A 14,349-nucleotide genomic window follows, 5' to 3' on the forward strand; every position below is an offset into this window, starting at 1 on the left:
GTCTGACAATTTCGACGGCCAGGGCTTGCACCTGGCCTTTTACGTGCGCCGTCGGCCACGACCAGTTTGAAGGAACACCTGTGCTCATCGCATTTCTTATTTTCCTGGCGACCCTGACGTTCGTGATCTGGCAGCCGCGCGGTCTTGGCATCGGCTGGAGCGCGTCGGTTGGCGCCGTCCTGGCCCTGCTTGCCGGCGTCATCCACGTCAGCGACATCCCGACGGTCTGGCACATCGTCTGGAACGCCACCGGCGCCTTCGTCGCCGTCATCATCATCAGTCTGCTCCTCGACAAGGCCGGCTTTTTTGAATGGGCTGCTTTGCACGTGGCGCGGTGGGGCAACGGCAGTGGCAAGCGCCTGTTCGTACTGCTGGTTTTGCTGGGCGCCGCGGTGGCTGCGCTGTTCGCCAACGATGGCGCCGCGCTGATCCTAACCCCGATCGTCGTGGCGATGTTGCTCGCGTTGCGCTTCTCGCCCAAGGCGACGTTGGCGTTCGTGATGGCCGCCGGCTTCATCGCCGACACGGCCAGCCTGCCGCTGGTCGTCTCGAACCTCGTGAACATCGTCTCGGCCGACTACTTCGGCATCGGCTTCGCGCGCTACGCGGCCGTCATGGTGCCGGTGAACGTGGTATCGGTCGCCGCGACGCTCGGCGCCCTCGTCTGGTTCTTCCGCAAGGACATCCCTGCCGATTACGACCTGGCACAGTTGAAGCGTCCGCAAGAAGCCATTCACGACCAGGCTACCTTCCTGACCGGTTGGTGGGTGCTGGCGATGCTGCTCGCCGGCTTCTTCTGGCTGGACGAGATCGGCATCCCGATCAGCGCTGTCGCGGCCGTCGGCGCCGCCGTCTTGCTCGCCGTCGCGGCGCGCGGGCACAAGATCTCTACCCGGGCCGTGCTGCTCAGCGCGCCCTGGCAAGTGGTCGTGTTTTCGCTCGGGATGTACCTGGTTGTGTACGGCTTGCGTAACGCGGGGCTGACGAACTACCTGACCGCCTTGCTCAACCAGTGTGCCGAGCACGGCGTTTGGGGCGCGGCACTGGGTACCGGCTTCATCACGGCGATCCTCTCGTCCATCATGAACAACATGCCGACCGTGCTGGTCGGTGCCCTGGCGATCGATGCCACGTCGACGCAGGGTGTCGTTCGTGAAGCGATGGTCTACGCGAACGTCATCGGCGCCGACCTCGGCCCCAAGATCACGCCGATCGGCAGCTTGGCTACCCTGTTGTGGCTACACGTGCTGTCGACCAAGAACATCCAGATTTCCTGGGGCTACTACTTCCGCATCGGCATCGTGCTGACGCTGCCAATCTTGCTGGTCACACTGAGCGCGCTCGCGCTACGCCTGAGCTAAAAAGGAGCACGACATGGACGTCACCATCTACCATAACCCGGACTGCGGCACGTCCCGCAATACGCTGGGACTGATTCGCAACGCCGGCATCGAGCCCACCGTCATCGAGTACCTCAAGCATCCACCCGACCGCGCGACGCTGGTCGACCTGATCCAGCGCGCCGGTTTGCCGGTGCGTGGCGTCATCCGCGAGAAGGGGACGCCGTACCATGAACTTGGCCTCGATGACCCGGCGGTCACGGACGAGCAGCTGATCGATGCGATGATCGCGCATCCGATCCTGATCAACCGCCCGATCGTGGTCACGCCGGCCGGCGTTCGCCTATGCCGACCATCCGAAGTCGTGCTCGACATTTTGCCGGCAGCGCAGCGCGGCGCATTCAACAAGGAAGATGGCGAGCCCGTCGTCGACCAGGAAGGCAGGCGCGTGAAATGAATCCGATTCCGAATCTTCCGAACGTCAAGCCCGAGCTGCTGGACCAGCCTACGGTCGAGAAGCTGGCCCCTGTCGGCGACATGAACCATCCGCCCCGGATCCTGCTGCTGTACGGTTCGTTGCGCGAGCGCTCGTTTAGCCGTTTCCTCACCGAGGAGGCCGCACGTATCCTCGAGCACTTCGGCGCCGAAGTGAAGATCTTCGATCCCATGGAACTGCCGATGGTCGGCAGCGTGCCTGAGACGCATCCGAAGGTGGTCGAACTGCGCGAGCTGTGCCTGTGGTCGGAAGGCCAGGTGTGGTGCAGCCCGGAGCGGCATGGTGCGATCACGGCGGTGATGAAGAACCAGATCGACTGGATTCCGCTGGAAATGGGCGCGATCCGGCCGAGCCAGGGGCGGACGCTCGCCGTCATGCAGGTGTGCGGCGGCTCGCAGTCGTTCAACGTCGTCAACACCCTGCGGTTGCTGGGCCGCTGGATGAGGATGTTCACGATCCCGAACCAGTCTTCGGTGCCGATGGCCTATAAGGAGTTTGACGAGGCCGGCCGCATGCGGCCCTCGGCCTACTACGACCGCGTGGTCGACGTAATGGAAGAACTCTTCAAGATCACGCTCCTGATGCGCGGTCGGACGGACTACCTGACGGACCGCTACAGCGAACGCAATGAACGGCATGTTAAATACATCTCGACATTAGTCACCAAGATCTAACGATTCCGTCTTATGCCACGCCGCTCACTGCTTTCCGATACCGAACGTGACAGCTTGCTGGTATTACCCGAAACTCAAGATGACCTGATCCAGCAATACAGCTTCACTGACGCCGACATGGCTTTGATCCGGCAGCGGCGTGGCGCCGCAAACCGGCTTGGCTTTGCCGTTCAACTGTGTCTCTTGCGCTACCCCGGTCACGCGTTGGCCAACGACACGGCGCTGCCAGACCCGCTCATCCACTGGATCGCCAAACAGGTACGAAGCGATGCAGCCGCTTGGCCAGAATATGGCGAGCGGGAGAAGACACGCAACGAGCACCTGCACGAGCTGCGCGCTTACCTGGGACTGTCCGTGTTCGGGCTGTCGGACTTTCGCAAACTGGTGCACAGCCTGGCCGATCTCGCGATACAGACCGACAAGGCCATTGTTCTGGCCGCCCATTCCCTCGATACGCTGCGACAGAAGCGCATCATCCTGCCAGCGCTGGCCGTCATCGAGCGGGCCTGTGCCGAGGCGGTGACAAGGGCGAACCGGCGCATCTACCGCGCGCTGACCGAGCCGCTGGAGCGCCACCACAAGCGGGCGTTGGACAACCTGCTCAACGTCGCGCCCGACATGAGTATCACCTGGCTGGTGTGGCTGCGCCAGTCGCCACTCAAGCCCAACTCACGCTACATGCGCGAGCACATCGAACGGCTCAAGGTGTTCCAGTCGCTCGCCCTTCCGGACGGGCTGGGCCGCCAGATCCACCAGAACCGGCTGCTGAAAATCGCGCGCGAAGGTGCGCAGATGACACCGCGCGACCTGGCCAAATTCGAGGACGAAAGACGCTATGCAACGCTGGCGGCTTTGGCCATCGAGGGCATGGCCACGGTGACCGACGAACTGGTCGACCTGCACGACCGCATCATGATCAAGCTGTTCAGCGCCGCCAAGAATAAGCATCAGCAGGACTTCCAGAAACAGGGCAAAGCGATCAACGACAAGGTTCGCTTATACTCGAGGGTCGGCCGCGCACTGGTCGAGGCCAAGGAATCGGGCGGCGATCCGTACGCGGCGATCGAGGCGATCCTGCCATGGTCGGACTTCGCACAGAGCGTCACCGAGGCCGGCCAGCTGGCCCAGCCCGAGTCGTTCGATCACCTGTCCCTGGTTGGCGAGCAGTACAGCACGCTGCGCCGCTATACGCCGGAGTTCCTGGATGTGCTCAAGCTGAAGGCGGCGCCGGCCGCGCAGGCGGTCCTCGACGCGATCGACGTGCTGCGCGAGCTGAACAGGACCGGTGCGCGCAAGGTGCCTGACGACGCGCCGGTCATTTTCGTCAAGGCGCGATGGAAGCCGCTCGTCATTACCGATGAGGGGCTTGATCGCCGCTTCTACGAAATCTGTGTATTGTCGGAGCTGAAAAACTCGCTGCGGTCTGGCGACGTTTGGGTGCAGGGATCGCGGCAGTTCCGTGACTTCGAGGAATACCTGCTACCGGCGACGAAGTTCGACGCCATGAAGACGGCGCATGAGCTGCCGATCACGGTCAACCAGGACTGCGACCAATATCTGCATGACCGCTTGCTGCTGCTCGAAAAACAGCTGGCTACGGTCAACCGCCTGGCATTGGCCAATGAGCTGCCCGACGCGATCGTCACTGAAACCGGGTTGCGGATCAGTCCGCAGGATGCCGTGGTGCCGGACGAGGCGCAAGCGCTGATTGACCTGACCGGAGGCCTGCTGCCGCGTATCAAGATCACTGAACTTCTAATGGACGTGGACGACTGGACCGGGTTTACCCGCCATTTCGTCCACCTCAAAAGCGGCGAACAGGCCAAGGACCGCACGCTGCTGCTGTCGGCGATCCTCGCCGACGCCATCAATCTCGGCCTGACTAAGATGGCGGAATCGAGCCCAGGTGCGACCTATGCAAAGCTGTCGTGGCTGCAAGCCTGGCACATTCGAGACGAGACTTATGCGGCGGGACTGGCCGATCTCGTCAATGCCCAATTCAAGCATGCGTTCGCCGAGAACTGGGGCGACGGCACTACATCGTCGTCGGACGGCCAGCGCTTCCGCGCCGGTGGCAGGGCGCAGAGTACAGGCCACATTAACCCCAAATACGGCGCCGAGCCGGGCAGGCTGTTTTACACCCATATCTCCGACCAATACGCCCCGTTCAGCACCAGGGTCGTCAACGTCGGCGTGCGCGACTCGACCTATGTGCTCGACGGCTTGCTGTACCACGAATCGGATTTGCGCATCGAGGAGCACTACACCGACACCGCGGGCTTCACCGACCACGTGTTCGCGCTGATGCACCTGCTGGGCTTTCGGTTTGCGCCGCGCATCCGTGACCTTAGCGACACGAAGCTGTACGTGCCCGGCAAGGTGACGGATCATCCGGCGCTGCGGTCGATGATTGGCGGCAGTTTGAATATCAAGCACCTGCGTGCGCACTGGGACGAGGTACTACGCCTGGCCGCCTCGATCAAACACGGTACCGTCACGGCATCCCTCATGCTGCGCAAACTCGGCAGCTATCCTCGCCAGAATGGTCTAGCGATCGCGCTGCGCGAGCTGGGGCGCATCGAGCGCACGCTGTTCATCTTGGACTGGCTCCAAAACGTCGAACTGCGCCGGCGCGTACACGCAGGCCTGAACAAGGGGGAGGCGCGCAACGCACTGGCCCGGGCGGTCTTCATTCATCGGCTGGGTGAAATCCGTGACCGAACTTTCGAACAGCAGCGGTACCGCGCCAGTGGCTTGAACCTGGTAACGGCCGCCATCGTGCTGTGGAATACGGTCTATCTGGAGAAGGCAACTCATGCCCTACGCGAATCTGGCAAGCTGGCCGACGACGGCATGCTGCAGTTTCTGTCGCCGTTGGGGTGGGAGCACATCAACCTGACCGGGGATTACGTCTGGAGGCAGAACCGGAAGGTCGACGAGGGCAAATATCGGCCACTGCGTGACTTCAACGGTCAGCAATAGGGCTTAGCGCCCAATTTTTTCCGTTTTCCCTGTTCGCCCCAAGATGATTTGGGTTGTGTCACCGTGACCTACTGGATAAAACTTGAGGATGTGCTTAGTCTGCCTGGTCGCCATTTTGCCGCCTTTGTTTGAGGGGAAATCATAGTTGCAACATTGACACTTTATCTTTTACCATCCCTCAAGTAAAGCGGTCATCAGGACAAAACATTCACGCGCTTATTCGGGCTCGAAATTTTGGGGAGAATCACGTGCCGCGCAGACCGGGCTGCAAGAACTCAGCGGACAAACCGAGGCCGAATTCGGCCTCGACCTTTGCTGCTACTTGATATCCGTGTTCGGCAATGGCATCGAAGTCTCGTAAAGTCGGGCGACGCAGCGTAGTAGGGTAACAAGATGCGAAACTCGCTCGTCGACATTGCCGAGGGGAATCCGCCGTAACGGGAGTGTCGATATACACGTACGCTCCTTGGCCCGGATTGCTTTGTAGGTAGTGAGCGAACGCGCGAACGCGTAGTGCCCGTGATTGTTCGGACATGATGTCTGCAACACGTTTAAGCCTCCAAGGATTAATCGCGAATCCAGAAAATCCAGGTTGGAGCGGAGCGCCGGCATCACTGACAATAATTTTTTCCCCGTCGAGTTTGGGAGCGCCTCGGCCAGCATCGAAAAAGGGCTCAAGTCCCAGGTTGTCGTAAACGCCCCCGTCGTATAAATGCAGGTTCTTGTAGCCAATGTCGACTACGCTTTCACTTCCGACTGGTGCATTCCAACTGCGTCGGCGCCATTCAAAGCGGTCCGCCCTCAGCACCAAGGGGCCAAAGCCCCCAGGAAAAGCGGCTGACACGGCCAGAGCGCTCGACAACGGAAAGTTTCGAGGCGAGGCGTAGCCAATCGTATAGTCACCGATAGAGTCGCGTTTGAAACGGAAGCGCTTGCCGTTCTCGGCAGTGGTGCCATTGATCGACAACTCGGGCGTACAGGGGAGGGCGGAGACCTTACGTACGACACCCCATTCCCTTTCCAGGGCGAGGGCGAGCAGGTTCGCGCGCGAGAACAGGTAGCGTAGGTTCCAAGGCCTGAGGAGTTGGCGTCCCGCGCCCCACTGTAAGCTGCGCGCGCAGAGCTTACGACGCAAGGCAGGGTAGACATCCGAAATGAAGCTGCTGGAACTCGGCCATTCGTAATTCGACTCTTGCAGGATCAGACCGACAAGCAGGCTACCGCCGGACACCGTCGACACGCGCTGCACATGCTCGAGTGCGTTACGCTCAGCCAAATATCGCAGCACGCCAAGGTGGAACACCATGGCACGAATTCCCCCTCCAGACAGCACGAGGGCCAGGCGTGGCGAGACATTTTTACTCATCAGAATCGGCGGTAAGGGGCGCCGATCTGACGCGCACGGATAGAGTCAGCGTTGTGCTTCAGCTTGTCGAATTTCTTCGGCTCAAAAAAACCGTGCTTGTGAACCTGGGTCGTGGCGCCCATCGTATCCAGCCAGCGCACATGCGACGTCCCGTTCTCCGAGTAGACCAGAACATCGCCACGAATCGTGGTCGCGAACGGGATCTCCTTGCGGCCGAGCAGTTGTCGAAGAGTAGGGGCAGGGTGGCCGTACTGGTTGTCATGGTCTACGCCGCATACCGCGAGACGGGGCCGAATCTCATCGAGCACGTCACTGGTCAGGAAGCCGTTATCGGCTCCATGGTGCGGCATCAGCAACACATCGATTTCCCCGCGCGCAATCCGGCACGACTTGATGAGTGCAGCAATAGCTGGCGATTCCACGTCGCCGAGACTCAACACATTGAAGCAACCGGTCCGGTACAGCTTCACCGTCGAATTGTCGTTCGATTTGTCGTAGAGGGTCTTCGGATGGTAGACCAGGTCTTTGTATCCGTAGCCGGCGCCAGTTTCCAAGCCTTTGATGTAGGCCGGTGTGTAAGCGATGGCACTGAGCCGCGTCGCACCACCGCGAGCGTACTCGCGAATCAGGTCACGACAGGCCACCCCGCAGTTGGTAGTGGGCTCGTATCCGGGGTATTCCACACGGGTCGGACGCCACACGTCCAGAATCTCACGCAGTTCCGAAAGGTTGCAATGGTCGCGATCCCAGCTGGTGATGTGCAGGACGCCGATATGTCGTTTCCCGCAGATCTGAAGCTCCTGCGCGATACTTGCTCGGTTGCAATCGTTCACGCGGGCTTCGATGAGGGTGAACGTGCGCCCGTCGAAATACGAAAACGAAGCCCCAGCGCATCCCAGGCGGTATCCACGGAACCTCGTAGGGCCTACGCGTAACTGGGGAAAAAGGGCCTTGGTAGCTAAAACGATATCGTTGAGATTCAAAATTTCTCCGCTAGGCTGTCTGGCTACGTCCGCACCGGCAGATAGCCAGCTGACGAGGTTGCTAGCTCCAAATCTTGCGCCTGAGAACTCGAAAAGTCAAAGGAAGGAGGAAATTACCGCACTCGGCGCGGGGCGACGACGCTTGACCAAGATTCGATGGCGGCGCTGACATTATAAGAATAATGTCATATTTCTGGAGGAGGGTATCAAGTTCCTAACGTAATACGTTATATTATTTATTTTCCACTCTCCAGGCGGCGCACGTGAAAACAGAAGAGCATTCAAGCGAAAACGCTATTGCTGCGGGTATTGCGGAGCTGCGCCAACGATTTCCACGCACCCAAGACCTTTACCGCGAGGTCTGCATCCTATTGTTCTTCCGCTTCGGCATCACGCCTACGGCGAACAAGCTCTATCAACTTGTGCGCAAGGGGAGCATGTCGGCGCCAACCGAGGCGCTCAATCACTTTTGGAGTACGTTGCGGGAGCGTTCGGCCGTAACGGTCGAGCATGCAGACCTGCCAGACGAGCTCAAGGCTGCGGCCGGTGATATGGTCGCTGCGATCTGGAGGTCTGCCCAGACCATATCGCAGGACGCTCTGGCCGAATACCGGACCGAAGCTGCAGCAGAGGTGGATGAGGCAAAAGCCGGCGAAGCGCAAGCGCAAGCAGCCCACTCAGCAGTTTCAAAGGTGCTTGAAGACGCACGTGCTCAACTGCGTACGAGCGAGGAGCTTGTTTTACAACTGCGGCAGGAATTGGCCGCGGCCGCGGCAGTCAATGCTGGTCTCGAAGCACGGCTAGAGGACCTCAATCGCCAGATGCAGGACATCCAGTTAAGGCTGGACCGATCGCACGAAGAGCGCGCAGCGGAACGGACAAAGCTGGACGAGCGCACGCAGTTAGCAGAACGACGGTATGCCGACATGGAGAAACGTGCACTTCGTGAGATCGATCACGAGCGCACGGTAGTGTCCAAGCTCCAGAAAAGTCTTGAGGCAGAACGATCCGTGCACCTTTCCGTGACCGAACGACTCCGATCGGATCTTAGTGCAGGGCAGGAGACGATTGGACAGTTGCGCCAACATGTCGGTGGCCTGGAAAGCACGGTCAACACACTCACGAGAGAACGAGACCGTGAGCGTGACGAGCTTGTGCAGATACGCGCGCAGCTAGAGGTGGCGGCACGGCAGGCAAGCGGCGAGAAAGCTCGAGCCGATCAACTGCACGAAGAAATAGAGAGGTATCACATCGAACGGAAGGGAAGCCCGAAACGAAGTACACAGATCAACACCGGTAAGAAGTCGCTACGAAAGGCACCCAGCCGTGGCGATGGGTAGGGGAGGTGCAGCTAAGCACATACCAAGATCACCATATATCGCCCCCTTCTTCGCTGATCCACGCCTTCATGACCACGCCTTCATGACTGATACACCTAATGAATGGGTCGAAATAAGTGAGGCATCGAGACACACCTGAATATGCCCTGAAATTGCAGAAACCACAAATCTGTGTTTTCAGGGTAGATTGAGGTGTAAATAGGAAGAGCTTTTAGGTGTGAGCGTTTGCCCTCTGCTAAAAGGGAAGTAATTACTCGATCTACATCGAATTGCGTCGTAATGCGAACTCGACATTAGGTTTTATATTGTCGAGTTGGGCATTTTCCAAATTTTATTCGGAACCGGAGCAGTGATCCCTGCTGAGTAATGATATTTTGGCCGCTTGACTGCTTTTGGATTTACTCGTTCACCGGCCAGGCGATCAGAATCACTTGCAAAACATTGCGCATTGCGTATAGCACTCGACCTGGCCGCAACCGATAGCGTCGCATCGAACCAGACCGCAATCCTTTCGTCCGGAGGAAATCATGCTAGAGAGACCGTTAGGTGTGCCCGCTGAGTCAAATTCGGGGCTTGAAGTCGTTGTCGAGCAAAAGATAGTTCGAGGCGACGCTGCGAAAGGCACGCGACCTTACGTATGCATCGATCAGGTTAAATATACTAATGAGTCGCTCGCGAGCATGCCGGAAGCGATCGGTCATAAACTGATTGTCCAGTTCGACGCGCGTGACATGCGAACCGTGCGCGGACACCTCGAATCTGGCGAAGATGTTGGGATCCTTACAGCGAGCAAGACGTGGTCGGGGCAACGCCACTCGCGGGCCACTCGAAAGGCAATCATTTCCCTCTCTGCCAAACGGCGAACGCAAACAACAATGGCGGATTATCCGCTCGATGCCTTCGTGCGAAGCAAACTCGAGCAACCATCCGGCAGCGCACGGTAATCTACGCTGCACGTCAGCCCCGCGTTGTTCCGCGGCGACTTCTTTACGTCCACTGGCACGACGGAGGATGCTGACTTTCAATTCCCGAGCTGTGCCACTGATTGCCGCCTGGGCGGCGCAACCAGTGGCCCCTGTAGGCTCGGACACCTCACTTCAGCCAATCGCGGCCGCCGAATGCGTTCGTGATTATTCTGCCGAGGCGTCATGCCGCGTATCCGCGCTTCGCCGGCGTCCACTCGAAGTAAGTAAAGGCTGCTGGATTTGCCCAGAGTTTGACAGCATGGGACTCGATCACAACGCACGGAGGGACGAGTCCTAGGGGCAGGCTTCCGCAAGCGTCTCCAAGCGCTTATAGAGAGCGGCAGACGCAGGGCTACAGGCCACGCACAGAAACGTCCAAAGTTCTTATGGAGCCGAGGAGGCAACTGAACCCTATGGATGTCTCAAAATTAGTTCGCAACTTCCGGCGAGTCTCAAATTTAGTTCGTCTAAGTGTACACTTTTAGTTCGCCGGAAGGCTGGACAGGGGACCCGCCAGCACATAAATCAACACCGCATTTAACATAATATAGATTATGCGCTTATTTGGTTTTCTTGCCGTTGACGGCTTCATCCGGGTCTTTCGACCCTCTGTACCACGTTTTGCCGTCTCTTCGGACCCGATCCACGAAAGCGCTCATCGTGGCATTCCAAGGACTCCGCTCGGATCTACTCGAAAGTCGGCCCATCCTCGTCCCTGGTCGATGCAGCGGCAAACTCCAATTGCAGCGGCAAACTCCAATAACACCCGTCTGGCGCCGGCCCCACGGACGACAAGGCCCTGGCCAACCATCTTGCGGCTTGCCGATGACGAGCGCCAAATAGTCCGGTTCCTGCCCAGCCGGCCTCCGGGCGCCAGCTCCGCTTGTTCGGCCTGTTCGTTCAGCGCGCGTTCTCCAGCGGTCAGAGGCGCGTAACCAGGCAGCGCGTTCACCGTGTCCGCTGCCTTGGCTTGCGGTGCGCTGTCGTCTTCAATACCTCCTTGCCGGCCTCGTCCTGGTGGCATTGCCTGGTCCTGCCCGGCGCCGTCGACAGCGCCGATCAGCAAGCACCAGCCCGGGCGGCCGTTGAAGAGCCGATGCCCTCGAGGCGTGGCTGTCGCCCCTTGCGTGTCGCACTGGCACCGGGCCGCCCGTGAAGACGAAAGGCCCGCGAACAACGACAGCGGCGCCTATGCCTCAGCGCCGCTGCCCCGGCCAGCTCGGAGGCATGAATTGCAGGAGTAGCGCACCCGCGCCCTCACCCGCTGGCGCAAGCGTCTGGCGCGAGGCTGGCATCGAGGCGGCAGACGCTCGTGGCCATCACACCGGTGGGACAGCCCCGGAACGCTATGCTGGCGCATTCAAAGGCAACCGGCCGCGTTATCGACCGGACTTGGCGCGCTCCCTGACATCGCAGGGCGAGCGTCGGTAAATATATTACTAGCACATCCGATTTGGGAAGCCAATTGACTTTCTTGTATCTTTACTCTACAATTGAGCACAATTTACAACAAATACCTTCAGTAACACCTCTGCTGCACACCGTTTTCCATGCAATGCGTGGGAAATAATTCTTGGGCCATGCGCCCGCATCCCGTAATCATTTGACGCGATTTCCCGTCAAATATCCCGGCGCCTTGTACTTACCCGGCGCCTGCGTGATTAAAAGTCCTGAATCCCAGCCTCTTTTAACACGCGTATGACACCCATGTACGGCATCCGCCCGCCGCGATGCGTGTCTCGCCCCTTTTCCGTCGCCTGCGCGCGCCCCTGCGCCGCTGCATTGCCGACGGCTCAGGGTCTCTTGATTCCCGTTAGCGCCAATGGCTGCAGGGTTTCATTCCATTCGCCAAATCGAAGGAGAACCACAACGTGGCAAAACAGATCGTCATCGACCATGTTTTCAAAGTGTACGGCGACCAGCCCGAAGAGGCGCTCGCGCTCGTCCGCGAGGGCGCCAGCAAGCAGGATATCCTGGCCAGGACCGGATGCACGATCGGTGTGTTCGACGCCACCTTTACCATCGAGGCGGGAGAGATCTTCGTCATCATGGGCCTGTCCGGTTCGGGCAAGTCCACGCTGGTGCGCATGCTCAACCGCCTGGTCGAGCCGACCGCCGGCCGCATCCTGATCGACGGCGACGACATCAATACCCTGCCCGACGCGCAGTTGCGCGCCCTGCGCCGCAAGGACATCAGCATGGTGTTCCAGTCCTTCGCGCTGCTGCCGCATGTGTCCGTACTCGACAATACTGCATTCGGCATGGAACTGGCCGGCATGCCCAAAGCCGAGCGCCATGCGCTGGCCCGGGAAGCGCTGGAACAGGTCGGCCTCGCAAGCTATGGCGCCAGTTATCCGGACGAACTGTCCGGCGGCATGCAGCAGCGTGTGGGACTGGCGCGCGCGCTGGCCAGCGACCCGTCGATCCTGCTGATGGACGAGGCGTTTTCGGCGCTGGACCCGATCATGCGCACCGAGATGCAATCGGAGTTGCTGCGCCTGCAGCAGATCAAGCGCCGTACGATCGTCTTCATCTCGCATGACCTCGACGAAGCCATGCGCATCGGCGACCGCGTCGCCATCATGAAGGACGGCCATGTGGTGCAGGTGGGCACGCCCGAAGAAATCCTGCGCAAGCCTGTCAACGACTACGTGCGCAACTTCGTGCACGGCGTCGACGCGGCGGCCGTCTTCAAGGCCGGCGATATTGCCCGCAAGAGCCAGATCGTGGTGTCGGAATCCCCTACCCGCGGTTCGCGCGCGGCCTTGTCGATGCTGGAGGAGCAGGACCGGGCCTACGCCTATGTCGTGAGTCCCAGGCGCGAATTCCTCGGCGTGGTGTCGGCCGATTCGCTGCGCAGCGCGCTCGAGGGCCATACCGGTCCGCTCGGCCTGGCGCATGCCTACCTGCCGGATGTGCAGACCATCGATGCGGACGCCCCCGTCGCAGGCCTGTTCGGCCAGGTGGCGCAGCTGCCGTACGCGGTCCCGGTGGTGGGCAGCGACGGCGGCTTCCGCGGCGCCATCAGCAAGACCACCTTGCTGAAGTTCCTCGACCGCGACACGCCCCCGATTCCTGAGCCCCAGACCCAGAAAGGACAAGCATGAATTCCAGTACCGCTACCGTAGTAGAACCGGCAGCCGCGCAAGCTGCCCAGATCAACCCATGGCTGCCGACCCCGCCGGGCGACACTTCCTGGCTCGACGCGGCAGGTCCGGCCGTCGCGCCCGGGCACGCCGAAGGTGTCAGCCTGACGCAGATCCTTGACGGCTCGCTGCCGCTGCAATCCTGGATCAACGACGGCCTGGGCTGGGTTGTCGCGCATTTCCGCCCCTTGTTCCAGGCCGTGCGCGCGCCGATCGACGCGACCCTGAGCGGTGCGAGCCACGTCCTGCTGGCCGCGCCCGCGCTGGCAGTGATCGCCATCATCGGTTTGCTGGCCTGGCAGTTCACCAGCCGCGCGCTGGCGGTCGGCACCGTGCTGGCGCTGCTGGTCCTGGCCATGCTGGGCGTCTGGCCGGAGGCGATGATCACCTTGTCGCTGGTGCTGACTTCGCTCGCGTTCTGCCTGGCGATCGGCCTGCCGCTGGGGATCCTGCTGGCCAGCAGCGACCGCGCGCAAAGCATCTTGCGCCCCCTGCTGGACGCGATGCAGACCACGCCTGCCTTCGTGTACCTGGTCCCGGTGGTGATGCTGTTTGGTATCGGCAATGCGCCTGGCGTCATCGTCACCATCATCTTCGCCCTGCCGCCGCTGGTGCGCCTGACCAATCTCGGCATTCGTCAGGTCAGGCCGGACCTGATCGAGGCGGCGCGCGCCTATGGCGCCTCGCCCTGGCAGTTGCTGACCCGCGTGCAGTTCCCGCTGGCGATGCCGTCCATCATGGCCGGCATCAACCAGTCGCTGATGTTGTCGCTGTCGATGGTGGTGATCGCCTCAATGATCGCGGTCGGTGGCCTGGGCCAGATGGTATTGCGCGGCATCGGCCGCCTGGACATGGGCCTGGCAACCGTGGGCGGTCTCGGCATCGTGCTGCTGGCCATCACGCTGGACCGCCTGACGCAGGCAATGGGGCAGCCGCGCCGCGGCGTGCGTCACTGGTACCAGACCGGCCCGGCCGGTTTCATCCTGCGCCTGGTACGGAGCAGTCCGGCCCGCGGCGAAGCGGCCGCGCCGGCCACGCCAGTTACCGCACGATAAGA

9 protein-coding genes are annotated in these 14,349 nt (G+C 60.6%); 7 read left to right on the forward strand and 2 right to left on the reverse strand.

Annotated features, from left to right (window positions below):
* Nucleotides 1-80: 80 nt before the first annotated feature.
* From ACSUZJ_RS13945 to ACSUZJ_RS13960, 4 genes are read left to right on the forward strand one after another with little or no spacing between them, the layout of a single operon-like run.
* Complete coding sequence (locus tag ACSUZJ_RS13945) at nucleotides 81-1,361, forward strand: arsenic transporter (RefSeq protein WP_499409051.1); 1,281 nt, start codon at nucleotides 81-83, stop codon at nucleotides 1,359-1,361.
* Nucleotides 1,362-1,374: 13 nt separating this feature from the next.
* Complete coding sequence (arsC, locus tag ACSUZJ_RS13950; protein WP_499409053.1) at nucleotides 1,375-1,797, forward strand: arsenate reductase (glutaredoxin); 423 nt, start codon at nucleotides 1,375-1,377, stop codon at nucleotides 1,795-1,797.
* Nucleotides 1,794-2,510: an arsenical resistance protein ArsH gene (gene arsH, locus ACSUZJ_RS13955; RefSeq protein WP_499409055.1), complete on the forward strand. Its 717-nt coding sequence runs from the start codon at nucleotides 1,794-1,796 to the stop codon at nucleotides 2,508-2,510. The genes arsC and arsH overlap by 4 nt, the downstream gene beginning before the upstream one ends.
* 12 nt (nucleotides 2,511-2,522) lie before the next feature.
* Complete coding sequence (locus tag ACSUZJ_RS13960; RefSeq protein WP_499409057.1) at nucleotides 2,523-5,492, forward strand: Tn3 family transposase; 2,970 nt, start codon at nucleotides 2,523-2,525, stop codon at nucleotides 5,490-5,492.
* Between the two features lie 244 nt (nucleotides 5,493-5,736).
* On the opposite strand, the gene ACSUZJ_RS13965 is transcribed toward ACSUZJ_RS13960, so the two are convergent.
* Nucleotides 5,737-6,858, reverse strand: a complete 1,122-nt coding sequence (locus ACSUZJ_RS13965; RefSeq protein WP_499409059.1) for a patatin-like phospholipase family protein — start codon at nucleotides 6,856-6,858, stop codon at nucleotides 5,737-5,739.
* Nucleotides 6,858-7,841, reverse strand: coding sequence for a ComEC/Rec2 family competence protein (locus ACSUZJ_RS13970; RefSeq protein WP_499409061.1), 984 nt, complete (start codon nucleotides 7,839-7,841; stop codon nucleotides 6,858-6,860). Before ACSUZJ_RS13970 ends, ACSUZJ_RS13965 begins: the two co-directional genes overlap by 1 nt.
* Nucleotides 7,842-8,104: 263 nt before the next feature.
* On the opposite strand from ACSUZJ_RS13970, the gene ACSUZJ_RS13975 reads away from it, so the two are divergent.
* The 3 genes from ACSUZJ_RS13975 (at nucleotide 8,105) to proW (ending at nucleotide 14,347) form a co-directional block, all read left to right on the forward strand.
* Nucleotides 8,105-9,181, forward strand: a complete 1,077-nt coding sequence (locus ACSUZJ_RS13975; RefSeq protein WP_499409063.1) for a DNA-binding protein — start codon at nucleotides 8,105-8,107, stop codon at nucleotides 9,179-9,181.
* Nucleotides 9,182-12,017: 2,836 nt separating this feature from the next.
* On the forward strand, nucleotides 12,018-13,253 hold the full coding sequence (gene proV, locus ACSUZJ_RS13980; protein WP_499409065.1) for a glycine betaine/L-proline ABC transporter ATP-binding protein ProV: 1,236 nt from the start codon (nucleotides 12,018-12,020) through the stop codon (nucleotides 13,251-13,253).
* The gene (gene proW, locus ACSUZJ_RS13985) at nucleotides 13,250-14,347 is read left to right on the forward strand and encodes a glycine betaine/L-proline ABC transporter permease ProW (protein ID WP_499409067.1); all 1,098 of its coding nucleotides are present in this window, start codon (nucleotides 13,250-13,252) and stop codon (nucleotides 14,345-14,347) included. The genes proV and proW overlap by 4 nt, the downstream gene beginning before the upstream one ends.
* The last annotated feature ends 2 nt before the right edge of the window (nucleotides 14,348-14,349 follow it).

Origin of the sequence: Telluria sp. B2, assembly GCF_051789535.1 — a bacterium.
Taxonomy (GTDB): domain Bacteria; phylum Pseudomonadota; class Gammaproteobacteria; order Burkholderiales; family Burkholderiaceae_D; genus Telluria.